The 26,140-nt window shown below is 72.3% G+C and carries 23 protein-coding genes; 15 read left to right on the top strand and 8 right to left on the bottom strand.

Annotated elements, in window-relative coordinates; genetic code table 11:
• The 4 genes from AB0J97_RS20905 to AB0J97_RS20920 form a co-directional block, all read left to right on the top strand.
• Window positions 1–188, top strand: a 188-nt coding sequence (locus AB0J97_RS20905; RefSeq protein ID WP_364091075.1) for a hypothetical protein, incomplete at its 5' end; no start/stop codon positions are given.
• A gap of 136 nt (window positions 189–324) precedes the next feature.
• Entirely contained in the window at window positions 325–519 is a 195-nt protein-coding gene (locus AB0J97_RS20910; protein WP_357705417.1) for a hypothetical protein, read from the top strand.
• Window positions 520–567: 48 nt separating this feature from the next.
• Window positions 568–1,569 (top strand): non-homologous end-joining DNA ligase, encoded by a 1,002-nt coding sequence (ligD, locus tag AB0J97_RS20915; RefSeq protein WP_364091079.1) that lies wholly within the window; start codon window positions 568–570, stop codon window positions 1,567–1,569.
• An 87-nt stretch (window positions 1,570–1,656) separates the two neighbouring features.
• Entirely contained in the window at window positions 1,657–3,120 is a 1,464-nt protein-coding gene (locus AB0J97_RS20920) for a hypothetical protein (protein WP_364091082.1), read from the top strand.
• Here the strand turns inward: AB0J97_RS20920 and AB0J97_RS20925 are convergent.
• Complete coding sequence (locus tag AB0J97_RS20925; protein WP_364091084.1) at window positions 3,117–3,443, bottom strand: hypothetical protein; 327 nt, start codon at window positions 3,441–3,443, stop codon at window positions 3,117–3,119. The two genes, AB0J97_RS20920 and AB0J97_RS20925, sit on opposite strands and share 4 nt — an antisense overlap.
• 55 nt (window positions 3,444–3,498) lie before the next feature.
• Between AB0J97_RS20925 and AB0J97_RS20930 the strand changes: the two genes are divergently transcribed.
• Together AB0J97_RS20930 and ybaK are read left to right on the top strand one after the other, a co-directional pair.
• Complete coding sequence (locus AB0J97_RS20930; protein ID WP_364091087.1) at window positions 3,499–4,236, top strand: helix-turn-helix transcriptional regulator; 738 nt, start codon at window positions 3,499–3,501, stop codon at window positions 4,234–4,236.
• Window positions 4,237–4,298: 62 nt separating this feature from the next.
• On the top strand, window positions 4,299–4,754 hold the full coding sequence (ybaK, locus tag AB0J97_RS20935) for a Cys-tRNA(Pro) deacylase (protein ID WP_357705423.1): 456 nt from the start codon (window positions 4,299–4,301) through the stop codon (window positions 4,752–4,754).
• A gap of 42 nt (window positions 4,755–4,796) precedes the next feature.
• On the opposite strand, the gene AB0J97_RS20940 is transcribed toward ybaK, so the two are convergent.
• Both AB0J97_RS20940 and murA read right to left on the bottom strand, forming a co-directional pair.
• On the bottom strand, window positions 4,797–7,049 hold the full coding sequence (locus tag AB0J97_RS20940) for a transglycosylase domain-containing protein (RefSeq protein WP_357705411.1): 2,253 nt from the start codon (window positions 7,047–7,049) through the stop codon (window positions 4,797–4,799).
• 25 nt (window positions 7,050–7,074) lie between these two features.
• Window positions 7,075–8,385 (bottom strand): UDP-N-acetylglucosamine 1-carboxyvinyltransferase, encoded by a 1,311-nt coding sequence (murA, locus tag AB0J97_RS20945; protein ID WP_357705410.1) that lies wholly within the window; start codon window positions 8,383–8,385, stop codon window positions 7,075–7,077.
• A 189-nt stretch (window positions 8,386–8,574) separates the two neighbouring features.
• Between murA and AB0J97_RS20950 the strand changes: the two genes are divergently transcribed.
• Window positions 8,575–8,961 carry a hypothetical protein gene (locus tag AB0J97_RS20950; RefSeq protein ID WP_357705409.1) on the top strand — a complete coding sequence of 129 codons (387 nt, stop codon included), beginning with the start codon at window positions 8,575–8,577 and terminating at the stop codon, window positions 8,959–8,961.
• Between the two features lie 13 nt (window positions 8,962–8,974).
• Here the strand turns inward: AB0J97_RS20950 and AB0J97_RS20955 are convergent, their stop codons facing one another.
• On the bottom strand, window positions 8,975–10,345 hold the full coding sequence (locus tag AB0J97_RS20955) for an amidase (RefSeq protein WP_364091092.1): 1,371 nt from the start codon (window positions 10,343–10,345) through the stop codon (window positions 8,975–8,977).
• A gap of 107 nt (window positions 10,346–10,452) precedes the next feature.
• Window positions 10,453–13,980 (bottom strand): DNA polymerase III subunit alpha, encoded by a 3,528-nt coding sequence (gene dnaE / locus AB0J97_RS20960; protein ID WP_364091095.1) that lies wholly within the window; start codon window positions 13,978–13,980, stop codon window positions 10,453–10,455.
• A gap of 169 nt (window positions 13,981–14,149) precedes the next feature.
• Between dnaE and AB0J97_RS20965 the strand changes: the two genes are divergently transcribed.
• A complete protein-coding gene (locus tag AB0J97_RS20965) occupies window positions 14,150–15,514 on the top strand; it encodes an amino acid permease (RefSeq protein WP_364091097.1) in 1,365 nt (454 codons plus the stop codon).
• A gap of 168 nt (window positions 15,515–15,682) precedes the next feature.
• Window positions 15,683–16,807: an SGNH/GDSL hydrolase family protein gene (locus AB0J97_RS20970; RefSeq protein ID WP_364091100.1), complete on the top strand. Its 1,125-nt coding sequence runs from the start codon at window positions 15,683–15,685 to the stop codon at window positions 16,805–16,807.
• A 26-nt stretch (window positions 16,808–16,833) separates the two neighbouring features.
• Here the strand turns inward: AB0J97_RS20970 and AB0J97_RS20975 are convergent, their stop codons facing one another.
• The gene (locus AB0J97_RS20975; RefSeq protein WP_357705404.1) at window positions 16,834–17,727 is read right to left on the bottom strand and encodes a chorismate mutase; all 894 of its coding nucleotides are present in this window, start codon (window positions 17,725–17,727) and stop codon (window positions 16,834–16,836) included.
• 286 nt (window positions 17,728–18,013) lie between these two features.
• Between AB0J97_RS20975 and AB0J97_RS20980 the strand changes: the two genes are divergently transcribed.
• The 6 genes from AB0J97_RS20980 to AB0J97_RS21005 are packed head-to-tail and all read left to right on the top strand — an operon-like array spanning window position 18,014 to window position 24,651.
• On the top strand, window positions 18,014–19,780 hold the full coding sequence (locus AB0J97_RS20980; RefSeq protein WP_364091103.1) for a serine/threonine-protein kinase: 1,767 nt from the start codon (window positions 18,014–18,016) through the stop codon (window positions 19,778–19,780).
• A gap of 10 nt (window positions 19,781–19,790) precedes the next feature.
• Window positions 19,791–21,521, top strand: coding sequence for a protein kinase (locus tag AB0J97_RS20985; protein WP_364091106.1), 1,731 nt, complete (start codon window positions 19,791–19,793; stop codon window positions 21,519–21,521).
• The gene (locus tag AB0J97_RS20990) at window positions 21,518–22,381 is read left to right on the top strand and encodes an AraC family transcriptional regulator (protein ID WP_364091109.1); all 864 of its coding nucleotides are present in this window, start codon (window positions 21,518–21,520) and stop codon (window positions 22,379–22,381) included. Before AB0J97_RS20985 ends, AB0J97_RS20990 begins: the two co-directional genes overlap by 4 nt.
• Window positions 22,382–22,390: 9 nt before the next feature.
• Window positions 22,391–23,053: an AzlC family ABC transporter permease gene (locus AB0J97_RS20995; protein WP_357705400.1), complete on the top strand. Its 663-nt coding sequence runs from the start codon at window positions 22,391–22,393 to the stop codon at window positions 23,051–23,053.
• Window positions 23,050–23,361, top strand: a complete 312-nt coding sequence (locus AB0J97_RS21000; protein WP_357705399.1) for an AzlD domain-containing protein — start codon at window positions 23,050–23,052, stop codon at window positions 23,359–23,361. Before AB0J97_RS20995 ends, AB0J97_RS21000 begins: the two co-directional genes overlap by 4 nt.
• A gap of 9 nt (window positions 23,362–23,370) precedes the next feature.
• Window positions 23,371–24,651, top strand: coding sequence for a protein kinase (locus AB0J97_RS21005; protein WP_364091115.1), 1,281 nt, complete (start codon window positions 23,371–23,373; stop codon window positions 24,649–24,651).
• 11 nt (window positions 24,652–24,662) lie between these two features.
• Here AB0J97_RS21005 and AB0J97_RS21010 read toward each other — a convergent pair whose 3' ends face one another.
• Both AB0J97_RS21010 and lspA read right to left on the bottom strand, forming a co-directional pair.
• Entirely contained in the window at window positions 24,663–25,592 is a 930-nt protein-coding gene (locus AB0J97_RS21010; RefSeq protein WP_357705397.1) for an RluA family pseudouridine synthase, read from the bottom strand.
• Window positions 25,585–26,118: a signal peptidase II gene (gene lspA / locus AB0J97_RS21015; protein ID WP_357705422.1), complete on the bottom strand. Its 534-nt coding sequence runs from the start codon at window positions 26,116–26,118 to the stop codon at window positions 25,585–25,587. The genes AB0J97_RS21010 and lspA overlap by 8 nt, the downstream gene beginning before the upstream one ends.
• Between the last annotated feature and the right edge of the window lie 22 nt (window positions 26,119–26,140).

Raw genomic sequence — 26,140 nt, forward strand, 5'->3', positions numbered from 1 at the left:
GGGAGGTCGGCCGCAGTGTGCGCACCGTGGCGCTCCTGCGCTTTCTCGCTGACCCCGCGCTGCGCAGGCGCATCACCGCGGTCACCAACAAGGTCAGCCGGGGCCGAGAGGCCGTGACCGCCACGGGGGCGCGACCACGGCCAGGGGAATGGCTTGGCCCCCTTCTGCCCGGATCGCCCGGTGTCTAACATGCTGCGGCAAAGAAAACTCTGGGGGAGTTAAAAATAATCTTGCGACTGTTTGCCCCGCTCGGCGCGGCGAAGGCTCATCGTCACGCCTTTCGCATTACATGTCCATTATGTCCACTCGCTTACGCTGGGCGGCATGGGACAGTGGCGAGCCCCCGGCGGCATCCTGGTGGAGGCGATCATTCTCGACGATCGTCCACTGCTGCGCGTCTCGCACCGCGTCAACGGCCGGACGTACCTGCGCGGCTACTGCAAGACCGTCTCCGAACTGGGCGAACACGGCGTGGACCTCGGCGAACTGGTGGAAGACACCGCGCTTGACCATTTGTAGACCCCGGTCCGCCACTGTCGATCAACCCCCCGGGGTACGGCAGAGTCCATGGTGCGGCTGCCGGCCTACGCGCCGATGATGGCCCAGCTGGGCACCCTGACCTCCGTCCAGGGCCCCGGGTGGGCGGTGGAGATGAAGTGGGACGGCGTCCGCGCGCTCGCCTACGTCGAAGGCGGCTCGGTCCGCCTGATGTCGCGCAACAACAAGGACATCACCCCCGCCTACCCCGAACTCCAGCTCATGGCCGGCTCCACCGGCCGGCACGCGGCCGTGATCGACGGCGAGATCGTCGCCTTCGACGAGACCGGCCGGCCCAGCTTCGCCGCCCTCCAGCCCCGCATGCACCAGCGCAACCCCGCCACCGTCGCCGAGCTGACCCGCGCGGTGCCGGTGACGTTCATGGCCTTCGACATCCTGCACCTCGACGACGACAGCGTGATCGGCCGCCCCTACAGCGAACGCCGCGAGCTGCTGGAGAACACCCTGCGGCCCGGCTTCCGCTGGGAGGTGCCCGTCTGGTTCGCCGACCACGCCGAGCGCGCCTTCGACTCCTCCCGCCAGCTCGGGCTCGAAGGCGTGGTGTGCAAGCGGCTCGGCTCCCCGTACCGGCCCGGCCGACGCAGCGGCGAATGGACCAAGATCAAGAATGTCAGCGCCGCCGAGGTCGTGATCGGCGGCTGGCACCCCGGCGGCGGACGACGGTCGGGCATGATCGGCTCACTCCTGCTCGGCGCCCACGACCCACGCGGCCGCCTGCTCTACGTCGGGCACGTCGGCACCGGCTTCACCCAGCAGATGCTGCGCGACCTCCAGGACCTCCTCACCTCCCTGGAACGCCCCGACCCGCCCTTCGACGAGCCCGTCCCGCGCGAGCACGCCCGCCACGCGCACTGGGTCGAGCCCCGCGTCGTCGGCGAGGTCCAGTACGCCGAGGTCACCGGCGACGGCCGGCTGCGCCACCCCTCCTGGCGCGGCCTGCGCCCCGACCGCGAACCCGGAGAGGCGAGCACCGCCGAGTTCCTCCCCCCGGGGGACGCGGCGGCGGGCTGACCGCGACACGTCCCGTTTCACCACGGTAAGCGATGAAGTCGTGACTTACAGTGATCAGAATCGCTTCGGACTGATCAAGGGGACATCGTGTCGAAGACTCTGGTCACCACCCTGGCCACGCTCGCCGGCCTCTCGCTCACCGCCGCCCCCGCCACCGCCGAACCCCCGCCGCTCAAGGCCCACCCCCAGAGTCCCGGGGCGGCATCCTCCCCGCTCATGCGTCCCGGACGCGCCGCCCGCTACTGGACGCCCGGCAAACAGGCCGGCGCCAACTCCGCCCCCCTCCCCCTCGGCGCCGACTCCCCCGGCACGTTCCCCGTCGACGCCGGGGCCGCCGAGCGGCGCAGTGTGCCCGGCGCCAAACGCCTCACCCCCGGCGGCGACACCAACGGCTACGCCCGCGTGCGCCGGCCGTACACCGCCGGCGACAACAGCCGCGTCACCGGACGGCTGTTCTTCGTCAACGCCACCGGCCGCGACGACTCCTGCAGCGCCTCCGTCGTCCGCTCGGCCAGCAGGCTCCTCGTCATCACCGCCGCCCACTGCGTCTACAGCAGCCCCGACGGCTCGGCGACGGGCCACTGGCACACCAACTTCGCCTTCGTCCCCGCCTACGACGGCCGCGCCACCACCACCGAGCAGCGCGAACCGTACGGCAGGTGGGGCGGCCGGCGCGCCTGGAAGCCCGACGCCTACACCGGGCGGACCGGCGGCGACTGGAACTCCGTCTACGACGTCGCGCTCGTCGAGGTCGGCGGCAGGAAGCGCACCCTCCAGGACACCGTCGGCGCCCTCACCCCGCTGCGCAACGAGGGCGGCCGCTTCACCATCGCCACCTCCGGCTACCCCGGCGTGCTCGGCCGCCGCCCCTACGACGGCCGCGACCAGCTCTGGTGCCTGGGCCGCACCCGGCAGGCCCACGGCGAGGACACCGCCGGCGACATGCTCGCCGCCCGGCTGGCCGGACCCGGCGACCGCGCCGGACGGATGGAGACCGACAACTGCCACATGGCCAAAGGCCACAGCGGCGGGCCATGGGTCGTGCGCGGCAGCAGCGACCTGGTCGGCGTCCTGTCGTCCGGCAAGGAGGACGGCGAGCCCGACGGCAACTCCGTCGCCACCGCGCTCAACGCGGAAGGCTACGGCGCCATCGTCGGCGAGGCCGACCCCCAGGGCGTCTACGACTCCCTCTCCCTCGACGCCGCCGGCCCCGCCGCGCCCGTCCGCCGGGGCGGCACCGCCACCGTCACCGCGACCGTCACCATGCGCGGGCTCATGGCCGCCGCCCAGGTGCCCGTCACCCTCACGCTCCCGGACGGCGCCACCCTGACCGCCGTCGCCGGCGCCTCCTGCCGCCACGGCGACCACCGGGCCGACTGCACGATCGACGTCATCCACCCCGGCCGCCCGGTGCGCATCACCGCCAAGGTCGCCGTCGACCGCGACGCCGACGCCGCCCTCCCGGTCACCATGCACGTCACCTCGACCCGCCTCGACCCTGCCCAGCGCGACAACTCCGCCGTCCTGCGCCTGCGCACCGCCACCTTTTAGACGGGCTCCCGCAGCGTCCGCGCCAGCAGCCAGGCCAGCACCGGGAAGGCGACCAGGCAGGCCAGCGCCGTCCTGAGCGTGGTGGCCTCGGCGCCCGCGCCCACCAGCGGGCCCGACGCCAGCACCACCCCGGCCACGGCGGGCACCGCCGCCGCGTACGCCACCCGCATCGCCGGCACCCTCCCCCACCGGCCCGCCAGCCGGCCACCCAGCACCGTGCCCGCCGCCCCGCCCGCGAACAGCACGAACAACGCCACCGCGCCCGCCGCGCGAAACCCCGGCCAGTCGTCACGGCCCGCCGCCCGCGACCGGATCCTGTTCACGGCTCCGATGATTTCCCGGGCCCGATCTGGCCTGCTTCCGATAAAGTGCCAATCCATGCCGAATATCCGCCACACCCCCGTGGCGCCCACCGGCCGCCGCCCCCTGGCCCCCGGCGCGGGCATCGACGCCCACCGGCACGACACCCACCAGATCGCCTACGCATGCGCCGGCATGGTCACCGTCACCACCGACGCCGGCACCTGGGTCGCCCCCGCCAACCGCGCGATCTGGATCCCCGCCGGCACCGTGCACGAACACCGCGCCCACGGCACCACCGACCTGCGCCTCATCGGCCTCACCGGCGACCCCGCCGGGCCGGCCCGGCCCGCCGTGCTCGCCGTCGGCCCGCTGCTGCGCGAGCTCATCATCGCCTGCACCGACGACGACGCCCCCGAGGGCGACGAACGCGAACGCCTGACGGCCGTCCTGCTCGACCGGCTCAGACGCGCCCCCGAGCAGCCCTTCCACGTGCCCGCCGCCCGCGACCCGCGCCTGGCCGCCGCATGCGCGGCCCTGCACGACGACCCCGCCGACGGGCGCACCCTGGCCCCCCTCGCCGCCCGGGCCGGCACCAGCGAGCGCACCCTCGCCCGGCTGTGCCGCCGCGAGCTCGGCATGAGCTTCCCCCAGTGGCGCACCCAGCTCCGCCTGCACCACGCCCTGCTGCTGCTCGCCGACGGCCTGCCGGTGACCGTGGTCGCCCATCGCTGCGGCTGGGCCTCGGCCAGCGCGTTCATCGACGTCTTCCGGCGGGCGCTCGGGTACACGCCGGGCCGCGCCTTTACATTGTAGATTCGCTACAATCGTTCGACGTGAGCAAAACCAAAGGCAAGGGCGGCGGCACCCCGGCCACCATGGCGCTGACCAAGGCCAAGGCCGACTTCACGCTCCACCCCTACGATCACGACCCCAACGCCCAGGCCTACGGCGAGGAGGCGGCCGACGCGCTCGGCGTGCCCTACGAGCGCATCTTCAAGACGCTCGTCGCCGAGGTCGAGAGCGGCCTCGCGGTGGCGGTCGTGCCCGTGTCGGGCAAGCTCGACCTCAAGGCCCTGGCCTCGGCGCTGGGCGGCAAGCGGGCCGCCATGGCCGACGCGGCCAAGGTCGAGCGGGTGACCGGCTACGTGGTGGGCGGCATCAGCCCGCTCGGCCAGCGCAAACAGCTCCCGACCGTGGTCGACTCCTCGGCGCTCGACTTCGAGACGATCTACTTCTCGGCCGGCCGGCGCGGGCTCCAGATCGAGACCGCCCCCGACAACCTGATCACCCTCACCCGCGCGGCCACCGCCCCCATCGGCAAGACGGGCTGAGCGCCCCGCCGGCGGGGCACCGGGTGCGGTGGCGCGTACGGGCTACCGGGTGCGGTGGCGGGGACGGCGGAACGCCGGCTCGGGCGGGCCCTGTCCGAGCAGCCACTCGAACAGGCGACGGTGGTGCCGGAAGAACGCGCGCTCGCCCTGCCGCCTGTTCTTCTTCTTGTCCTCCTCCTGCGCCTCGGCCTCCTTCAGGCCCGGCGTGAACCCGCCGCCGAAGCGGCCCATGTCCGGCCCGGGGAAGCCCCTCGGCTCGGTGTTGCCGAGGGCCTGCTGCATCGACTCGACCCAGATCGGGCCCGGCAGCGACGCCCCCTGCACCGCGCCGTAGTACTGGTCGCCGATCTGCACCCCTTGCAGCGGGTAGCGGTAGGAGCCCCGGATGTCCCCCAGGCTCACCGCCGCCGCCAGGTCGGGCGTGTACCCGGCGAACCAGGCCGAGGTGTAGCCGTTGTTGGTGCCGGTCTTGCCGGCGGCCGGGCGGCCGATGCTCTGCCCCTGCATGGTGCCCTTGTCGAACACCCCGGACAGGACGTAGTTGACGGCGTCCGCGACCGGCCGCTCCATGACCTGCTCGCAGGACGGCGGCACGTGCGCCCGCCGGCCGCTGCGGTCGGTGATCTCCACGATCGCCAGCGGCCGGCAGTGCACGCCGCGCGCCGCGAACGTGGCGAAGGCCCCCGCGACCGTCACCGGGTCCATCTCGTTGACGCCCAGCGTGAACGTCGGCACCTCGCGCAGCGGCCCGCCGTCGGCCCGGACCGCGCCGAGGGCCCTGGCCGTCTTGACCACGTTGCAGAGCCCGACCTTGCGCTCCAGCATCATGTAGAAGATGTTGACCGACTTCCAGGTGCCGGTCTCGATGCTGTGCGGGCCGCCCGCGCCCTCGCCGCTGGCGTTGAGTATGCGCGTCTCGGGGTCGTTGACCGGGCGTCCGGCGCAGTTGCGGTAGCCCTGCGCGGGCACCAGCTCCCCCGGCGTCTGGAAGCCGTCGCCGAAGCGCCAGCCCTGCTGCAACGCCGTGGCCAGGGTGAAGACCTTGAACGTCGATCCCGCCTGGAAGCCCTGGCCGCCGCCGTGCGCGACGTCGGCGGCCAGGTTGAAGGTGGTCCTGGGCCCGTTCTTCTTGTTGCCGCGGTTGCGGCCGAACTGCTTGCTGGCCGCCATCGCCCTGATCCGGCCGGTGCCGGGCTCGACCATGGCCTCGGCGGCGACCTCGGTGTCCTCCGGCGAGACGTGCCGCTGGATCGCGTGCTCGGCCGCGCGCTGCGCGACCGGGTCCAGGCCGGTCCTGATCACCAGGCCGCCTCTGGCCATCCTGGTCCGCCGCTCGGCCGGGGTGTTGCCGAACGCCGGGTTCGACAGCAGCTCGTACTGGACGTACAGGCAGTAGTAGGGGTACGCGCTCTGCCCGCAGCCGCCCGGCTCGGGCCGCAGCCGCAGGTCCAGCGGCGCGTTCTTGGCGGCGTTCGCCTGGGCCTGCGTGATCAGCTTGAGCCCGGCCATGCGGTCCAGGACGAGGTCGCGCCGCTCCTTCAGCCGCGTCTCGTGCGAGCGGCCGAGCGAGGGGTCGGTCGAGTACGGCATCCGCACCGCCCCGGCCAGCGTGGCCGCCTGGGTCAGCGTCAGCTTGGAGGCGCTGGTGGAGAAGAAGCGCCGGGCCGCCGCCTCGACGCCGTGCGCGCCCGCGCCGAAGTAGGCGATGTTCAGGTAGCGCTCAAGGATCTCGTCCTTGCGGTACTTGCGTTCCAGGGCCAGCGCGTACCGCAGTTCGGTGATCTTGCGGGCCAGGTTGGGCGCCCGCGCTTTGTCCCGTTCGGCGTCAGTACGGGCGCTCTCGACCAGGATGTTCTTGACGAGCTGCTGCGTCAGCGACGAGCCGCCCTGCCGGATGCCGCCCGCCTGCGTGTTGGTGAGCAGCGCCCGCAGCGTGCCCCGGACGTCGAGGCCGCCGTGCTCGTAGAAGCGGGCGTCCTCGATGGCCACGATGGCCTTGCGCATCAGGGGCGCCACGGCCGCGAGCGGCACGGTCGTCCTGTTGGCCTCGTAGAACTGGGCGAACTGCCTGCCGTCCTTGTCCAGCAGCCTGGTCACCTGCGCCAGGGGCTCCTCGCGCGGCGCGGGCGGCAGGTCGACGAAGGTGTCGGCGACGTTCTTGGCGGCCAGGCCGCCACCGCTCACCACGGGAACGGCCAGTGCCGCCGCCAGCACCCCGCCGAGCGCCCCCGCCATGGCGAGGCCACCGATGGATCTGAGTACGGTCACGCAGATGATCTGCAACCAGCAGATCATCGGCAAACGCCCACTTCCTCGGTCTTTACCGTTCTCTTCGGATGTTCAGACCAAGCGAGACGAACTGCTCGTACGGCCGGTGGTACCCCCGCTCGATGTGGTGCACGCCGCGCAACGTGGACGTCCCGTCGGCCACAGCGGCGGCCAGGACGGCCGAGAACCCGGCCCTGATGTCGGGCAGCGTCACGTCGGCGCCCCTGAGCTTGGAGACCCCGCGCACCACGGCGGAGTGCCGGGCGTTGGTGTCGTGGTAGCGGCAGGCCGGCCCGCCCAGGCACTGGTCGAACACCTCGATCTCGCAGCCCATCCGCTGGAGCGCGGGCACGTAGACCAGGCGGTTCTCGAAGACCGTCTCGTGCAGCACCGACATGCCCTGGCTCTGCGTGAACAGCACCATGAGCGGCGTCTGCCAGTCGGTCATGAACCCGGGGTGGGTGTCGGTCTGCACGGCCGCCGAGCGCAGCCCCTCGGGCGGGGCGGTGGCGCACAGGTACTCGTCGTTGATGTCGAACTGGGCGCCCATCCTGGCCAGCGTGGTGATCGCGGTGACCAGGCGGTCCTGGGGACAGCCGTGCACGCGGACCTCTCCCCCGGTGACCAGCCCGGCCGCCAGGTAGGAGAACGCCTCGATGCGGTCGCCGGTCAGCCAGGTCGAGGCGCCGCGCAGGTGGTCGACGCCCTCGATGACGATCCGGCGGTCGGGCGACAGCTCGATCCGGGCGCCCATGCGCTGCAGGAACAGCGCCAGCTCCACCACCTCGGGCTCCATGGCCGCGTTCTTCAGCACGGTCTTGCCCTCGGCCAGCACCGCCGACATGAGGATCGTCTCCGTCGCCCCCACGCTGGGGTACGGCAGTTCGAGCCGGGCCCCGTTGAGCCGTTTGGCCTTGGCGGAGATGCCGTTGTCCCCCACCTCCACCTCGGCCCCCATCGCACGCAGCGCCTCCACGTGGAAGTTCACCGGCCGCCGGCCGATCGGGTCACCGCCGACCAGCGGGACGAACGCCTCCCCCGCCAGGTGCAGCAACGGGCCGAGCATCAGGATGGGGATGCGGTTGAGCCCGGTGAACGCGTCGGGCACCCGCGGCCTGATCTCCGCGCCGCGCTCGATGCGGATCTCGGAGCCGGCGATCTCGACGTGGATGCCGAGCGCCTCCAGCATCGCGGCGGTGATGCCCACCTCGCCCACGTCCGGGGCATTGTGGATACTGCTCTCGCCGTTGCCGAGCATGGCGGCGACCATGTGCTTGGACACACCGTTCTTGGAGCCCCGTACGACGACGTCCCCGCGGAGGGGGCCGGAGGGCTCGATCATCCAGACCTCTTCTGCAATCACGAAGCGAGCCTAACCGGGAGATACCATCAAGCAGGTTCGGATGCAGTTGTGAGGGGGAATGGCGTGACGAGGGAAGTACGCGCTTTTGCGGTAACTGTCCTCCTACTCGCCACTCTCGGAGTCGCCGCCGGGCTGAGCTGGTCCGCGATCTCGCCGCGGGCTCCGTACCAGGTGACCGATCATGGCCTCGTGCTGGCCGACCTCACCACGCAGGCGCTGATCGCGGCCGACGGCTGGTTCGCGGTGATCACGGGCGCTCTTGGGCTGCTCTGCGGCGGTCTGGCGTGGTTCGGCGGGCGGCGGTGGATGCTGCCGGTGCTGCTCGGGCTGTGCGCGGGCGGGGTGGCGGGCAGCTTCCTCACGTTGTGGGCCGGGTCCACGTTCACGATCGGCGCGGTGGTGGTGGAGGCCGCGGCCGAGCCCGGGGTGCGGATCGTCCCCGGGGCGCTGAAGCTGACCGCCCAAGGGGTGCTGGTGGCCTGGCCGCTGCTCTCGGTCGGCCTGTTCGGGCTGCTCGAAGGCATGCACGGGTACCGCGAGTCGCCGTTGCGGCAGCCGTACGGGATCGAGCCCTAGACCTGCCCTGGACCTACAGCGGCGGGCGGCGCAGGCCGTGGCCGGTGGCCTGCTCGAACGCGCGGGCCACGCGCAGCACCCTGGCGTCGGCGAACGGCCGCCCGACGATCTGCACCCCGACCGGCAGCCCCTCGGGCGTGAACCCGGCCGGCACCGACGCCGCCGGCGCGTGCAGCACGCTGATCCAGTACGCCGAACGCATCCAGGCCAGGTAGTCGGGCAGCCGCTCGCCGTTGATCTCGCTCACGTGCGGCTGCTCCACCGGGAACGGCGGCACCTGGCTGACCGGCGCGATCAGCACGTCGTAGGTGTCGAAGAAGGCGGCCATGCGCTGGTAGAGGCCGCTGCGTAGCCGTTCGGCACGGGCCAGGTCGGCGCCGGTGACCGTGCGGCCCTGCTCGACGTTCCAGCTCGTGTTGGGGCCGAGGCCGGTCAGGTCGCCGAAGGACAGCGCGTAGTACCAGGCGCGGTAGATCCGGAAGGCGTCCTCGGCGTCGGACAGGTCCAGTGCGACCTCCTCCACGTGTGCCCCCAGCTCCTCGAACACGGCCGGCGCCGTCGCGGTCACCGCGGCCGTGCGCGGGTCCACCGGCAGCCCGCCCAGGTCGGGGCTCCACGCCACCCGCAACCCGCGCACCCCCTGCTCGGGCTCGGGCGCGAACCTCTCCTTGATCGCGAACGGCGAACGCGCGTCGAACCCGGCGACGGCCTCCAACATCAGCGTGAGGTCGTCGACCGTGCGCGCCATCGGCCCCGGCACGGCGAGCGTGTACCAGGCGGCCGTGTCGGAGGGGTCGGGGACGCGGCCCGGCGTGGGCCGCAGCCCGACGACGTTGCAGAAGGAGGCCGGGTTGCGCAGCGAACCGCCCATGTCGGAGCCGTCGGCCAGCGGGACCATGCCGGTGGCCAGCGCCGCCGCGGCCCCGCCGCTGCTGCCGCCGGCGGACCTGCCGAGGTCGTAGGGGTTCCTGGTGGCGCCGAAGACCTCGTTGACCGTGTGCGAGCCGGTGCCGAACTCGGGCGTGTTGGTCTTGCCGACCGTGATCGCCCCGGCCGCGCGCAGGCGGCGCACGATCAGATCGTCCCGCTCCGGGACGTTCCCCGCGAACAGCGGCGACCCGTACGTCGTGCGGATGCCCGCGGTGTCCACCAGATCCTTGTGCGCGACCGGCACGCCGTGCAGCGGCCCCTCGGGCTCGGCCGCGTCAGCCGCCCGGGCCGCCGCCAGAGCCCGCTCGGCCACCAGCGTCACGATGGCGTTGACCTGGGGGTTGACCTGCTCGATCCGGTCGAGGTGGGCCTGGAGCAGCTCCACGGCGCTCACCTGCCCGGTCTTGACCAGGTGGGCCATCTCGGTCGCGGTCAGGTAGTGCAGTTCGCTCACCCTGCGATCCTGCCCCACCTCCCGGCCGGGACACGACGGCGACCTTTGCCCACCTCCCCCGCCCGGCTTGGCATCCGCCCACAAGCCGGGCCGGGAGGCCCGGCGGGTCAGGCGCCCAGGCAGGCCGGGCCGAGGAGTTGCTTGAGGTCGCCCATCAGCGCCGGGGACGGCGACACCCGGAGGCGGTCGTCGACCCGCATGACGGTCGTCTTCGGCCCGTTGTGCACCTGGAGGTGCACCTCCGAGGTGCCCGGATGCGTGGTGAGGATCTCCTTCAGCCGCCCGACCACCGGCGGCGTGCACCGGGTCAGCGGCAGGCTCACCAGCAGCGGCCCGCCCGCCTCCTGGCTCAGGTCGGGCGCGGTCACCTCCATGGCGATGATCTTCGCGACGTCCTCGCGCTTGTCGATGCGCCCCTTGACGAAGACGATCGCGTCCTCGGCCAGGATCGTCGAGCACAGCTGGTACGACGACGGGAAGATCATCACCTCGATCGCGCCTTCGAGGTCCTCAAGCTGGGTGAGCACCCACGTGTCACCCTTCTTGGTGACCTTGCGCTGCACCCCGCTCAGGATGCCGCCCAGCGTCACGACCTGCCCGTCGGCCCGGCTCTCGTCCTGGACGGCGGCGATCGAGCAGTCGGCCCCCGCGGCCAGGATGTGCTCCACGCCGAACAGCGGATGGTCGGAGACGTAGAGCCCGAGCATCTCCCGCTCGAACTGCAGCAGCGTGTTCTTGTCCCACTCCCCCACCGGGATCTGCACGTCGAAGGTCTGGTCCTCGCCGCCGTCGATCGCGCCGAACAGGGAGTCCTGGCCGATGGCCTCGTTCTTCTTGATGTCGATGATCGCGTCGACGGCCTGCTCGTGCACCATGACCAGGCCCTTGCGCACGTGGCCCAGCGAGTCGAAGGCCCCGGCCTTGACCAGCGACTCGATCACGCGCTTGTTGCACACGATCGCGGGCACCTTGCGCAGGAACTCCTTGAAGTCGGCGAAGCGGCCCTTGGACTTGCGCGCCGAGATGATGCCGTCGACGACGTTGCCGCCGACGTTGCGCACCGCCGACAGGCCGAAGCGGATGTCGGTGCCGCGCGGGGTGAAGTCGAAGTCGGAGTCGTTGACGTCCGGCGGGAACACCTTGATGCCCATGCGGCGGCACTCGTTGAGGTAGAGGGCCGACTTGTCCTTGTCGTCCTTCACGCTCGACAGCAGCGCCGCCATGTACGCGGCCGGGTGGTTGGCCTTGAGGTAGGCCGTCCAGTAGGAGATCAGGCCGTAGGCCGCCGAGTGGGCCTTGTTGAAGGCGTAGTCGGAGAAGGGCAGCAGGATGTCCCAGAGCGTCTTGACGGCGGCGGCCGAGTAGCCGTTGTCCTTCATGCCGCTCTCGAAGGACTCGAACTGTTTGTCCAGCTCGGCCTTCTTCTTCTTGCCCATCGCGCGGCGCAGCAGGTCGGCCTTGCCGAGCGAGAACCCGGCGACCTTCTGCGCGATGGCCATGACCTGCTCCTGGTAGACGATCAGGCCGTAGGTCGTGTCGAGGATCTCGGCCAGCGACTCCTTGAACTCGGGATGGATCGGGGTGATCTCCTGCTGGCCGTTCTTGCGCAGGGCGTAGTTGGTGTGGGAGTTGGCGCCCATCGGGCCGGGACGGTAGAGGGCGCCGACGGCCGAGATGTCCTCGAAGTTGTCGGGCCTCATCAGCCGCAGCAGCGAGCGCATGCCGCCGCCGTCGAGCTGGAACACGCCCAGCGTGTCGCCCCTGCCCAGCAGCTCGTACGTCTTGCGGTCGTCGAGCGGCAGCTTCAGCAGGTCGATCTGCTCGCCGGTGGTGGACTCGATCATCTTCAGGCAGTCGTCGATGATCGTGAGGTTGCGCAGGCCCAGGAAGTCCATCTTCAGCAGGCCGAGCGTCTCGCAGGTCGGGTAGTCGAACTGCGTGATGATCGCGCCGTCGGAGTCGCGGCGCATGATCGGGATGTGGTCGGTGATGACCTCGCGGGACATGATCACGCCGGCGGCGTGCACGCCCGTCTGCCTGATCAGGCCCTCCAGGCCCTTGCCGAGGTCCATCGTCGCCTTGACGTCGACGTCTTCCTCGTAGAGCCTGCGCAGCTCGCCGGCCTCGTTGTAGCGCGGGTGGTCCTTGTCGAAGATGCCCGACAGCGGGATGTCCTTGCCCATCACGGCCGGTGGGAACGCCTTGGACACCTTGTCGCCCAATGCGTACGGATAGCCCAGGACGCGACCGGCGTCCTTGATGGCGGCCTTCGCCTTGATGGTGCCGAACGTGGCGATCATGGCGACCTTGTCGGCGCCCCACTTCTCGGTCACGTAGCGGATCACGTCGCCGCGCCTGCGCTCGTCGAAGTCGATGTCGACGTCGGGCATGGAGACGCGGTCGGGGTTGAGGAAGCGCTCGAAGATCAGGCCGTGCGGGAGCGGGTCGAGGTCGGTGATGCCCATCGCGTACGCCACCAGCGAGCCGGCCGCCGAGCCACGGCCCGGGCCGACCGGGATGCCGTTCTCCTTGGCCCACATGATGAAGTCGGCGACCACGAGGAAGTAGCTCGGGAAGCCCATCTGCTCGATGATGCCGATCTCGTAGTCGGCCTGCCGCTTGTGCTCGGCGTCGTAGCCCTCGGGCCAGCGCCGGTCCATGCCCTCCCAGACGGTCTTGCGGAAGAACTCGCTCTCCGTCAGCCCGTCGGGGATGGGGTAGGTGGGCATGAGGTTCTTGAACTCGAAGAACCCGGCCGGGTCGACCTTCTCGGCCACCAGGAGCGTGTTGCGGCAGCCCTCGGCCCACAGGTCGGAGGAGTCGACCGCGCGCATCTCGTCGGCGGTCTTGATGTAGTAGCCGGAGCCGTCGAAGCGGAAGCGGTCGGGGTCGGACAGCTGCTTGCCGGTCTGGATGCACAGGAGGGCGTCGTGGGAGGCGGCGTCGGACTCGTAGGTGTAGTGGGAGTCGTTGGTGACCAGCGGCGGGATGGCGAGCTCTTTGCTGATGCGGGTCAGGCCGTCGCGGACCCGGCGCTCGATGTCGAGGCCGTGGTCCATGATCTCCAGGAAGAAATTGTCCTTGCCGAAGATTTCCTGATATTTCGCGGCGGCCTTGAGCGCCTCGTCGTACTGGCCGAGCCGCAGCCTCGTCTGCACCTCGCCCGACGGGCAGCCCGTGGTGGCCATCAGGCCGTCCGAGTGCTCGGCCAGGATGTCGGCGTCCATGCGGGCCCACTTGCGCACGAAGCCCTCGGTGTAGGCGCGCGAGCTGAGCTTCATCAGGTTGTGCAGGCCGGTCTTGTTGCGCGCCCAGATCGTCATGTGGGTGTAGTAGCCACCCGCCGAGACGTCGTCCTTCTTCTGGTGCGGCTCGCCCCACAGCACGGGCTTCTTGTTGTGCCGCAGCTCCGGCGCGACGTAGGCCTCGATGCCGATGACCGGCTTGATGCCGGCGGCGGTGGCCTGCCGGTAGAAGTCGTACGCGCCGTGCATGTTGCCGTGGTCGGTGATCGCGATGGCGGGCATGCCCAGGTCGCCGACCTGTTTGAACATCTGCTTGAGCCGGGCGGCCCCGTCGAGCATGGAGTATTCGGTGTGCACATGCAGATGGACGAACGAGTCGCTGGACGACATGGAGCGGCGCCTCCCCGGGTCTGGATGCGATGGTGCGCTCCGACTCTAGTGGCCCGGACCGACATCCCGGAGCCGCCTCGCGCGCCCCGCGGAACCGGCGCGCCGGAAGCGTCGCGGCCACCGGCCTCGATATCGTCTCCCTCACGCAAAGTAATGAAGGAGACACCGGGTGCGCACGCAGTCCGACGAGGGGTACAGCCACGCGCTGGGCAACCGCCAGATCCAGATGATCGCGATCGGCGGCGCGATCGGCGTCGGCCTCTTCCTCGGCGCGGGCGGCCGTCTGGCCGCCGCCGGGCCCGCGCTCGTGCTCTCCTACGCCACCGCCGGGCTGGCCGCCTTCTTCGTCATGCGGGCGCTCGGCGAGCTGGTGCTCTACCGCCCGGCCTCGGGCTCCTTCGTCGAGTACGCGGGCGAGTTCATCGGCCCGTGGGCCGCCTTCGCCAGCGGCTGGATGTACTGGGTCAACTGGGCCTTCACCGGCATCGCCGAGCTGACCGCCATCGCCACGTACATCCATTACTGGGCCGGCGGCTTCCCCCAATGGCTGACGGCGCTGCTCGCGCTGGGGTTCGTGCTGGTGGTCAACCTGCTGTCGGTCAGGCTGTTCGGCGAGCTGGAGTTCTGGTTCGCGATGCTGAAGGTGCTGGCCATCGTGATCTTCCTGGTGGTCGCGCTGGTGCTGGTGGTGTTCGCCGTCGGCGCCGCCGGGCCGCGCAACCTGGTCGCGCACGGCGGCTTCCTCCCCACCGGCTTCCCCCTGGTGCTGATGAGCCTGCAGTCGGTGGTGTTCGCCTACGCCTCGATCGAGCTGGTCGGCATCACCGCCGGCGAGACCGCCCGGCCGCACGAGGTCATGCCGCGGGCGATCAACGGCGTGATCTGGCGCATCGCGATCTTCTACGTCGGCTCGGTGCTGCTGCTGGCCATGGTCCTGCCCTGGACGGCCTACCGCGCCGGCACCTCGCCGTTCGTCACGTTCTTCGCCGGGCTGGGGGTGCCCTGGGCGGCCGACGCGATGAACCTCGTGGTGATCACGGCCGCGCTCTCGTCCTGCAACTCGGGCCTGTACGCCACCGGCCGCATCCTGCGCTCGATGGCCACCAAACGGGAGGCCCCCGCCTTCGCCGCCCAGCTCAGCTCCCGCCACGTGCCGATCGGCGGGATCGTGTTCACCGCCGCCATGTTCCTCGGGGGCGTGGCGCTGTTCTACTACCTGCCCGAGCGCGCCTTCAACATCGCCACGGCGGTCGCCTCGCTGGGGGTGATCACCACCTGGGGGGTGCTGGTCTACTGCCAGATCCGGCTGCGCGCGACGGGGCACCGGTCGTCGTTCCCGATGCCGGGCTCGCCGTACACCAACTGGCTGACGCTGGGCTTCCTGGTGCTGGTGATCCTGCTGATGCCGTTCGCCGACCGCGATCAGCAGGTGGCCTTCTTCCTGATCCCGGCCCTGGTCGCGGGCATCGCGCTCGGCTGGATGGCCGTGAGCCGCCGCCGGCGGCTGCGGGAGGCCGCGCAGGAGGCGGGTTAGGCTCATCCGGGCAGGAGTCGCCGCTCGGGGGAGGCCACACTGGACAAGCTGGACGACACACTGGATCCCGCACTCGACGAGACGGCGACGGCCGTCCCCGCCGTCCCCGGCGTCCCCGCCATCGGGCCGCCGGACACCGCCGGGCCCGCCCCCTCCCCCGTGTCCGCCGTGCCCACCAGCGTGCCCACCAGCGTGCCCGCCGCCGTGCCCGCCGCCGTGCCCTCGGCCCCGGTCGGGGGCAGCGCGGAGCGGTGGCGACGGCAGGTCTGGCGGGTCGCGGCGGTGGCCGCGGCGGTGGGGGCCGTGCTCGCGCTGGCCGGAGTGCCGCTGGGCGTCTATCCGAAGCTCGCCTGCGCGGTGTTCTCCCCCGGCTGCCCGGAGGAGCCGCTCCAGGAGCCGCGCGGCAGGCTGCCGCGGCTGACCCGGCTGACGCCCGTCCAGGCGGCGCTGAGCGGCACCTACGTCGCGCTCGGCGACTCCTACTCCTCCGGTGAAGGCGTCTACGCGCAGGACGCGACACCGGTCAACGACGGCGCCGACCGCTGCCACCGCTCCCGGGGCTCCTACGTGCCGCTGGTGGCCGGGGCCCATCCCTTCAGCGGCGGCAGCGCCTTCTACGCCTGCAGCGGCGCCACCACCCGCCAGCTCCTGTCCGGCCAGCACGGCCAGCCGCCGCAGATCACCCGTGTCGGCCCGTCGGCCAGCCTGGTGACGCTCAGCATCGGCGGCAACGACGCCGGGTTCACCGACGTCCTGACGGGCTGCATCGTCAAGCTGCCCTGGTCATCGGCCTGCGTCGACCAGGACGCCGCGGTCGCCCGGCGCATCGCCGAGCTGCGGCCCAGCCTGTCCAGGGTGCTCGGCGAGCTGCGCGCACGCGCGCCGGGGGCCCGGGTGATCGTCCTGGGCTACCCCAGGCCGTTCCCCGCCGCGCCGGTCCGCACGGTCGACAACCTGAGCGTGGCCGACCAGCGCTGGCTCAACACCGTCGCCCGCAGGCTCAACGACACCGTCGGCGCCGTCACCGCCGAGTACGACCGGGGCCTGGCCGGCCTCGGCGCCGCCGGCAGCGTGGAGTACGTCGACGCCTACGAGGCGTTCACGGGCCACGAGGCCGGCACGCCGCAGCCGTACCTCAACAGCCTGGCCGTGGACATGGACCCGCTGACCGTCAACGCCCGCAGCTACCACCCCACCGGCGACGGCTACCGCCGCTTCGCCGAGCTGATCAACCGGCAGATCACCACCGGCCCCGGCCGCCCGCTGCACAACTTCCGGCTCACCGACGGCTGAGCCCCGGGCGGCCGGCCCGCCGGGGCTCAGCGGCGGGCGCGCTCCTCGGCCAGGTGGAGGCCCGCCTCGATGACCGCGTTCATGACGGCCGCCAGCCGCTCCTCACCCAGCTGCGGCGCCCGCGCCGCCATCCTGGCCACCAGCGCCCGCTCCCGCGCCAGATCCCGCCCGGCGAACCCGCCGACGGGCTTGAGCCGCTGCACGACGCCCGCCAGGGAGGCACGGCGCTCCAGGAGGGTGGCCAGCGCCGCGTCGACCCGGTCGATCGCCTCCCGGCACTCGGCCAGCGTGGCGGGCGACTCGGGCCGCAGCAGCGCACCGACCAGCGTCACGGCCTCCTCCGCGGCCCTCACGTCCGCCTCCGCGCCCCCCGGACCGCCGTCCTGGACGGACGCGCCGGAGCCGCCGGGCCCGGCCACCACGAGACCGTCGGCGCCCGCCGCCACGGCCGCCGCCGCCAGCCCCGGGTCGTGCGAGACGTCGGCCAGCACCGGACGCCCCGACGCGGCCCGCGCCGCCCGCAGCACCCCGAGGTCCAGCCGGCCTCCCTCGCACAGGACCACCTGCTCGTTGCCCTCGGCGGCGCAGTAGCCGGCCAGCCCCACCCATTCCTCCACCGACGCCGACGGCCGCCGCTCGACCACCACCGGCAGCCCGAGCCCGGCGGCGGCCCGCACCAGCGGGATGTCCCGCGTCCACGCGGACCCCACCACGACGGCGTCGGCCAGCGCCGCGATCGCCGGCAGGTCCGCCGCCGAGTACGGCTCCACCAGCGTGGCCCCCTCCCGCAGCGCCTCACGCGCGTCGAGCTGCCCCCGATGCGGGCGCAGGCTCACCCGCCCGCCGATCACCACGGCCGGGCCGTCACCCACGCGCAGCCCGCCTATCGTCACCATGTGCCGCTCCAAGGTCGATGTCATCTCGACTCCCCACTCGGGCCGGCCCAGCGAAGCCGGCAGGAAAACCAAAAAGGCAGAGACGGGGCGTCTCTGCCTTGTGCCGACTCCAGGTGGTCGCTAGCTGACGACCGGCCCTCCCGGAGCCGGCTCGGTAAAGGTGTAGCGACAAGTCATGTCTGAAACCTTACACCCGCCTCCACCTGCTGGACGTTCCTTCTCATATGCCGGACTGACCTTCTGGCGAGTCGCCGATGATCCCTCGCTATGGGAGTATTTCTTGGCCGAGAGGGAGGGTTTGAGGCCGTTGATGTCGGATCGCAAGCAGGACGGACGCCGCATCGCCGGCCGGTACGAGCTGCTGGAGCCCATCGGCAAGGGCGGCATGGGCATCGTCTGGCGAGCCCACGACGAGCTCCTCGACCGCACTGTCGCGGTCAAGGAGGTCCGCTACGCCGCCGCCTTGGGCGACGAGGTGCAGTTGCTCAACCGGCGCACGATGCGCGAGGCGCGGGCCGCGGCCAGGTTCGAGCACCCCAATGTGATCGTCGTCCACGACGTGATCGAGGAGGACGGCCGGCCCTGGATCGTCATGCAGCTGGTCCAGTCGCGCTCCCTGGGGGCGGTGATCAAGCAGGAGGGGCCGCTGTCGCCCGAGCGGGTGGCCGGGATCGGCATCGCCGTGCTCGACGCGCTGCACCGGGCGCACGAGTCCGGCGTGCTCCACCGCGACGTCAAGCCCGAGAACGTGCTGCTGGCCGACGACGGCAGGGTCGTGCTCACCGACTTCGGCATCGCCACGCTGGAGACCGAGACGCAGCTCACCGTGACGGGCCTGGCGGGCACGCCCGCGTTCATCGCGCCCGAGCGGCTCAAGGGGCTGCCGGCGCGCCGCGAGTCCGACCTGTGGTCGCTGGGCGCGACGCTCTACACGGCCGTCGAGGGCCGCTCGCCGCACGAGCGCGGCATGGCGCTGGCCACGATGCACGCCGTCCTGACCGACGAGCCCGACCCCGCGACGCACGCGGGCCCGCTGGCCGCGGTGATCAGCGGGCTGCTGGTCAAGGAGCCGGTGCAGCGCCTGTCGTACGAGGAGGCCGCGCGGATGTTGCGCGAGGCCGCCACCGCGTCGAGCGCGCCGGAGACCAGGCGCTTCCCCAGCCGGAAGCTGCGCGTCCCCCCTCCCGCGCCCGCCCCCGTCGAGGACGAGGACGAGGACGACACCCCGACCGACCCCGACCTGCCCGCCCCCGTGCCCACGCCCAGGAGCAGGGCCACCGGCACGCCGCCGCCCCCCGAGACCGGCCGGCGGCCCACGGTCTCGACCAGGGACGCCGCGCCCACGGGCGAGCCCACGATGGCCGCCCGCCAGGAGGGCCGCAGGTACGGGCCGATCGCGCTGGCGGCCGGGGCCGTCGTGCTGGTCGCCGGGATCGGCGGCTACCTCGGGCTGAGCTCGGCCCCTGACGACCAGGCGTCCAGGCCGCCGCAGGCCAGGCAGTCCGCCAAGGTGCACACCTCGCCCTCCGCGGCCGCCTCGGGCACCGAGTCGAAGCCCACGGCCACCGCCACCGTCACGCCGTCCTCCTCGCCCTCGTCCACGCCGGACAAGACGGAGGAGTCCGACCCGCTGCCCAGCGGCTGGAAGATGTACAAGGACAAGCAGCTCGGCTTCTCCATCGGGCTGCCCAAGGGCTGGGACGTCTGGGACCGCGGCGGCCGTCAGGTCAAGTTCAAGGGCCCCGGCGCGGCCTCGAACGCCTACCTGATGATCGAGGAGGCGGCCAAGCCCGGCAAGGACCCGTACAAGGACTGGAAGAAGCAGGAGCCGTCGCTCAAGAACAACTTCGGCGGCTACAAGAAGATCGGCATCAAGAAGGTCGACTACATGAAGGCCGCCGCCGACTGGGACTTCACCTGGAACACCAACACGGGCAAGACGCGGGTGCGCGACCGGGGCTTCATCACCGACAACGGGAAGGCGTACGCCATCTACTGGCACACCCTCAACAGCCACTGGAAGAGGGACTACCACTTCTTCGAGGGCTTCGCCGCGACCTTCAAACCCGCGAAGTAGGCTTCCCTGCGTGGAAAGGCAGGTCAGCAACCGGTATCGCCTCATCGAGCCCCTCGGCGAGGGCGGCATGGGGGTGGTCTGGCGTGCCTACGACGAGCTGCTCGACCGTACGGTGGCGATCAAGGAGGTCCGCTACACGGGCGTCGGTGACGCCCAGCGGGCCGACCTCAACCGCAGGACCATCAGGGAGGCCAGGGCGGCGGGCCGCCTCGACCACCCGTCGGTGATCGTCATCCACGACGTCGTCGAGGAGGACGGCCGGCCGTGGATCGTCATGCAGCTCGTCCGGTCCCGTTCCCTGGCCGAGGTGATCGGCGAGCGCGGCCCGCTCCCGGAGGCGCTGGTGGCGATGGTCGGCGGCCGGGTGCTCGACGCGCTGCGGGCCGCCCACGCCACCGGGGTGCTCCACCGTGACGTCAAACCCGAGAACGTGCTGCTGGCCGACGACGGCAGGGTCGTGCTCACCGACTTCGGCATCGCCGCCCTGGAGGCCGAGTCCGGGCTGACGGCGACCGGCGGGCTGGTGGGCACCCCGGCGTACATGCCGCCGGAGCGGCTCAACGGCGAGCCCGCCCGTCCCGAGTCCGACCTGTGGGCGCTGGGCGCCACCCTGTACGCGGCGGTGGAGGGGCGGCCGCCGTTCAAGCGCGACTCGTGGGCCGCGACGGTGGCGGCGGTGCTGCGCGACGAGCCCGAGCCGCCCGTGCATTCGGCGGCGTTGCGGCCGGTCATCATGGGGCTGCTGCAGCGTGACCCGGCGGCCAGGATGCCCGCGGGGGAGGCCGCGCGCCTGCTCCACCAGGTGGCGACCGGGCAACCCCTGATGGCCGACCAGACCCCGATGTGGTCGGCCCCCTTCGCGGCCCCGGCCCCCGCCCCGCACAACCCCCACACCACCCCGAACAACCCCCACGCCGCTCCGAGCGGCCCCCAGCCCATGCCGGGCGGCCCCTACCCCGCGCCGCAGGGCTCAAGGCCCGTCACCGATGACGGGCGCCCGCCGCACCGGACGGTCCCCGGAGCCCCGCGGCGGCGCGGCCGGTCGGCGTGGATCGCGGTGCCGGCCGCGGTGGCCGTCCTGGCGCTCCTGGGCGGCGGCGGCGTGCTGCTCTACCAGCAGTTGTCGGGCCCCTCCACGCCCACCCCGACGATCGGCGCCCAGCCGCCCGCCACCGACGTCCCCACCCCCACCCCCTCGACGCCGCCGTCGAAGGAACCGACGCCCACCCCCTCCGGTGACCCCACCGAGAAGCCGACGGACGAGCCCACCACCACAGCCCCGCACGTCCCCGCCGGCTGGCGCCCCCTCACCAGCGCCACCGGCCACTTCTCCATGGCCGTCCCCAGGACCTGGCAGGCCGCCAAGAACCCGACCAGGGACAGCATCCGCATCTCCGGCCCCGGCACCCCGGGCGTGCTGATCGTCGAGTGGACCGTCCCCGACATCCCCTGGAAGGACCCGGAGCAGCACTGGATCGGCCTGGAGAAGGAGATCAAGGCCAAGGGCGAGTTCGACCGCTACACCCGGATCGGCATCACCCCCACCGACTACCTCGGCCTGCGCGCCGCCGACTGGGAGTTCACCCGCATGCGCGAGGGCGAGCTCATCCACGTGATCAACCGCGGCTTCCACACCGCCGCCGGCCGCCCGTACGCCCTGTACTGGGAGACCCTCGACTCCCGCTGGTCCACCGACCGGCGCTGGTTCGACACCTTCGTCAAGACCTTCCGCCCGGAATGACGCCGGAGCACGACGGCGCGCGCGAACGGGCCCGGTTCTGGCGGCATCCGGCGGTCCCCGGGACCGACCTGCTCAAGGCCCGCTACGTCACCCATCGTTTCTCCCGGCACGTCCACGACGGGTACGCCATCGGGCTGATCGTGGCGGGCGTGGAGGAGTTCGACTACCGCGGCACGCTGCATCGGGCGGGCGCGGGCGAGCTGGTGCTGGTCAACCCGGACTCGGTGCACACCGGTCAGGCGGGCACGCCCGGCGGGTGGGCGTACCGGATGCTCTATCCGTCGGTGGAGGCGGTGGCCGGGATCGCGGCCGAGCTCGACGCGCCGCTCGCCACCCCGTACTTCCCCGAGCAGGTGGTGCGCGACCCGGAGATGGCGGCGCTGCTCGAACGGGCGCACCAGGCGGCCGAGCGCGGCGACGCGCTGGCCGCCTCCACCCTGTCGCGCACGCTGTTCGCCCGGCTGCTGACCAGGCACGCCGCGCCCCGGCCGGACGCGGCACCGCCGGGCGCGGGCCGGCAGGCGGTGCGCGAGGCCATGGCGCTGCTGCACGAGAGCCTGCTCGACCCGCCTACGCTGGAGGCGCTGGCGGAGGCGGTGGGGGTGCGGCCGTTCCCGCTGCTGCGCGCGTTCAAGGCCGTGACGGGCCTGCCGCCGCACGCCTACCTCACCTCGCTGCGCATCCGGCAGGCGCGCCGGCTGCTCCTGGCGGGGGTACGCCCGGCGCAGGTGGCCGCGGACGTCGGCTTCACCGACCAGGCCCACCTGAACCGGCATTTCAAACGCGTCGTGGGCGTGCCGCCCGCCGCCTACCAACGGGCCGCAGGAACGTACAAGACCGAACATTTGCCCAGTTCATAAACTTTCCTCATGGAACAGACAACTCGCCGGTCCGCCGCGGTGCGGGACGGCCTGGGTGTGGGGCTGGCCGTGGGGCTGTCCGGCCTCGCGTTCGGCGCGGCGGCGGTCACCGCCGGGCTCAGCGTGCCCCAGGCGTGCGTGCTGAGCCTGCTGGCCTTCACCGGGGCCTCGCAGTTCGCGCTGGCCGGGGCCATCGGCGCTGGCGGTGACCTGGTGGCGGCGTCCGCGGGCGCGCTGCTGCTCGGCGGCCGCAACACCCTCTACGGCCTGCGCCTGGCCGACCTGCTGAACGTCCGCGGCCCGCGCCGCCTGCTGGCCGCCCACGGCGTGATCGACGAGACCACGGCCGTCACGCTCGCCCAGCCGGACGAGCCGTCGGCGCGCACCGGATTCCTCACCACCTTCGCCAGCCTGTACGTCGCCTGGAACCTCACCACCCTCGCCGGCGCGGTCGGCACGTCCTTCCTGGGCGACCCGCGCGTCCTCGGGCTCGACGCCGTGGGCCCGGCCACGTTCCTGGCCATCCTGTGGCCGCGGCTGGCCGCCAGCGGGCGGCTGCGGGTGCTGGCCGTGGCCGGGGCCGCGGTCGCGCTGGCGGCCAGCCCGTTCTTCCCGCCCGGCGTGCCGGTGCTGCTGTCGGCGGTGGCGGTGCTGGTGGTGATGGTGCGATGACGGTGTGGTGGGCGGTCGTCGCGGTCGGCCTCGGCTGCTACGCGCTCAAGCTGGCCGGGCTGGCCGCGCCGCGCCGGGTGCTGGACCATCCGGCGGTGCGCAGGTTCGCCGAACTCGTGCCGGTGGCGCTGCTGGCGGCCCTGATCGCGGTGCAGATGTTCACCGAGGACGGCAGGCCCGCCTTCGACCCGGCGCGTACGGCCGGGCTGGCGGCGGCCGTGGTCGCCCTGCTGCTGCGGGCGCCGTTCCTCGTCATCCTGGCGGCGGCGGCCGTCGTCACCGCGCTTGCCCGGATGTTTCTCGGGTAGTCGGCGTGCATGTCCGATTCTGCGGGGATGGTCGGGGGCCGCTACCGGCTGCTCAGGACGATCGGCCAGGGCGGTATGGGAACCGTGTGGCAGGCCCACGACGAGGTGCTCGGCCGTGACGTGGCCGTCAAGGAGGTGCTCCCGCCTCCCGACCTGAGCGGCCCCGAACGCGAGGTGTTCGCCGTACGCACGTTCCGCGAGGCGCGGGCGGCCGGCCGGGTGGCGCACCCGGGGGTGGCGGCCGTCTACGACGTGCTGGAGGAAGGCGGGCACCCGTGGATCGTCATGCAACTCGTGCACTCCCGCACCCTGGGCGAGATCATCCGTACCGACGGCCCGCTGCCGCCGGGCAAGGTCGCCGCCATCGGGATGCAACTGCTGGAGGCGCTGCGCGCCGCGCACGCGGCGGGCGTGCTGCACCGTGACGTCAAGCCCGACAACGTGCTGCTGACCGAGGACGGACGGGCGGTGCTCACCGACTTCGGCATCGCCACCACCGAGGACGAGGCCCCCGTCACCAGGACCGGCATCCTCATCGGCACCCCCGCCTTCATGGCCCCCGAACGGGCGGCCGGCGGCCAGGCCAGGCCCGCCTCGGACCTGTGGTCGCTGGGCGTGACGCTGTACATGGCGGTCGAGGGCCATTCCCCCTTCCACCGGGACAACGCGCTGGCCACGCTCGGCGCGGTCATGCACGCCGAGCCCGAACCGCTGGCCCGCGCGGGCGTGCTGGCCCCCGTGCTCCTCGGGCTGCTGCGCAAGAACCCCTCGCAACGCATGTCGCTGGAGGAGGCCGAGCAACGGCTGAGGCTGATCCTGACCGGCGGGCCGCTGGAGCAGACCGGCCCGGTACCGGTGCCCCCGATGGCCGTGCGCCGCCCCCGCAGGACGCCGATCCTGGCCGTCGCGGCGGGCGCGCTGCTGGTGGGCCTGGTCACCGGCGGCGCGGCCTGGTGGACGAAGCAGTCGGACCGGCCGGTGCAGGGCCGCGCCCCGACGATCCCGGCGCTCGTCACCCCACCCGTCAGCGACGCGCCCAAGGACACGCCGAAGACCACGCCGAAGGACACGCCGAAGGACACGGTCACCGGCTCGCAGCCGCCCCCCGCCACCTCGCATCCCGCACGATCGGCCGACCCCTCGCCCCGCGGCGACCGGACCAGCGCCCCCGCGAAGAAGCCGACGCCCACCAGGTCCGCGACCGAGAAGGACGAGCAGCGGCAGAAGCAGGACGACGCCCCCTCCAGGTCCCCGGGCCAGATCGACCCGTCACAGGACGGCGAGGAGTAGCGCGCGTCCGCTCAGGAGTCGGCGGCGACGGCGTCGAGCGCCTTCTGCAGGTCCTCGGGGTAGTCGGTGCTGAAGGACATCCAGTCGCCGGTGGCCGGGTGCTCGAAGCCGAGCGCGACCGCGTGCAGCCACTGCCGGGTGACGCCCAGCCGGGCCGCGAGCGTGGGGTCGGCGCCGTAGAGCATGTCGCCGACGCAGGGGTGGCGCAGGGCCGACATGTGCACGCGGATCTGGTGCGTACGGCCGGTCTCCAGCTTGATGTCGAGCAGCGAGGCCGCCCGGAACGCCTCGATCGTGTCGTAGTGGGTGACCGACGGCTTGCCGCCCGCGACGACGGCGAACTTGCCCTCGCCCGAGGGATGACGGTCGATGGGCGCGTCGACGGTGCCCCTGAACGGGTCGGGGTGGCCCTGGACCAGCGCGTGGTAGCGCTTGTCGACCGTGCGCTCCTTGAAGGCCCGCTTCAGCGCCGAGTACGCGTGCTCGCTCTTGGCCACGACCATCGCGCCCGTGGTGTTGGCGTCGAGCCGGTGGACGATGCCCTGCCGCTCGGCCGCACCGCTGGTGGCGATCGTGTGCCCGGCGCCGAGCAGGCCGCCGATCACGGTCGGGCCGGTCCAGCCGACGGTCGGGTGGGCGGCCACCCCGATCGGCTTGTTGACCACGATGATGTCGTCGTCCTCGTAGACGATCGTCATGCCCGGCACCGGCTCGGCCACCGGCATCGGCGTGGTGACCGGCGGCGGCAGCGTCACCTCCAGCCAGGCGCCGGCGTGCACGCGGTCGGACTTGGCCGGCTGCCCGCCGTCGACCTGCACCTCGCCGGCGGCGATCAGCTCGGCCGCGCGGGTGCGGGAGAAGCCGAACAGCCGCGAGATGGCCGCGTCGACCCGCTCGCCCTCCAGCCCGTCGGGAACGGGCAGGCTGCGCCGCTCAGTCATCCTGGGCCTCCTTCCCGGTCGTGGTCTCCCTGGTGCCGTCGATCTGCACGTTGCGCCAGGCCAGCAGCACCGCCAGGATGCCGCCGCAGACGATCGCCGAGTCGGCGACGTTGAACACCGGGAAGTAGTCGATCACCGGGAAGTGACCGGGCAGCACCTCGATGAAGTCGACGACGTGCCCCTGCAGCTGCGACGACCGGCCGAACCCCGACGGGTAGCGCAGCAGCCTGTCGGTCAGGTTGCCGAGCGCCCCGCCGAGGAGCAGCCCGAGGGTGATCGCCCACGGCAGGCTGCGGAGCTTGCGCGCGGTGCGCACGATCGCCACCACCACGCCCGCCGCGATGAACGTGAACACGAACGTCATCCCCGTGCCGATGCTGAACGCGGCGCCCGAGTTGAAGATCACCCGGAACTGCAGGACGTCCTGGAGGACGACGAGGGGCGCCTTGCCTTCGAGCGTGCGCAACACGATCGTCTTGCTGATCAGGTCGGCCGCGTAGACGACGACCGCCAGCGCGGTGAGGATCGCGAGGAGACGTCCGCGCGGT

It is taken from the genome of Nonomuraea sp. NPDC049607, from assembly GCF_040675375.1.
Taxonomy (GTDB): Bacteria; Actinomycetota; Actinomycetes; order Streptosporangiales; family Streptosporangiaceae; genus Nonomuraea.

Excerpts from the sequence above, each read along its gene's own strand:
- AB0J97_RS20910 (WP_357705417.1), top strand. The coding sequence starts at position 325 with ATGGGACAGTGGCGAGCCCCCGGCGGCATCCTGGTGGAGGCGATCATT.
- ligD (WP_364091079.1), top strand. The coding sequence starts at position 568 with ATGGTGCGGCTGCCGGCCTACGCGCCGATGATGGCCCAGCTGGGCACC.
- AB0J97_RS20930 (WP_364091087.1), top strand. The coding sequence starts at position 3,499 with ATGCCGAATATCCGCCACACCCCCGTGGCGCCCACCGGCCGCCGCCCC.
- ybaK (WP_357705423.1), top strand. The coding sequence starts at position 4,299 with ATGGCGCTGACCAAGGCCAAGGCCGACTTCACGCTCCACCCCTACGAT.
- AB0J97_RS20940 (WP_357705411.1), bottom strand. The coding sequence starts at position 7,049 with ATGATCTGCTGGTTGCAGATCATCTGCGTGACCGTACTCAGATCCATC.
- dnaE (WP_364091095.1), bottom strand. The coding sequence starts at position 13,980 with ATGTCGTCCAGCGACTCGTTCGTCCATCTGCATGTGCACACCGAATAC.
- AB0J97_RS20975 (WP_357705404.1), bottom strand. The coding sequence starts at position 17,727 with ATGACATCGACCTTGGAGCGGCACATGGTGACGATAGGCGGGCTGCGC.
- AB0J97_RS20980 (WP_364091103.1), top strand. The coding sequence starts at position 18,014 with ATGTCGGATCGCAAGCAGGACGGACGCCGCATCGCCGGCCGGTACGAG.
- AB0J97_RS20990 (WP_364091109.1), top strand. The coding sequence starts at position 21,518 with ATGACGCCGGAGCACGACGGCGCGCGCGAACGGGCCCGGTTCTGGCGG.
- AB0J97_RS20995 (WP_357705400.1), top strand. The coding sequence starts at position 22,391 with ATGGAACAGACAACTCGCCGGTCCGCCGCGGTGCGGGACGGCCTGGGT.
- AB0J97_RS21000 (WP_357705399.1), top strand. The coding sequence starts at position 23,050 with ATGACGGTGTGGTGGGCGGTCGTCGCGGTCGGCCTCGGCTGCTACGCG.
- AB0J97_RS21005 (WP_364091115.1), top strand. The coding sequence starts at position 23,371 with ATGTCCGATTCTGCGGGGATGGTCGGGGGCCGCTACCGGCTGCTCAGG.
- AB0J97_RS21010 (WP_357705397.1), bottom strand. The coding sequence starts at position 25,592 with ATGACTGAGCGGCGCAGCCTGCCCGTTCCCGACGGGCTGGAGGGCGAG.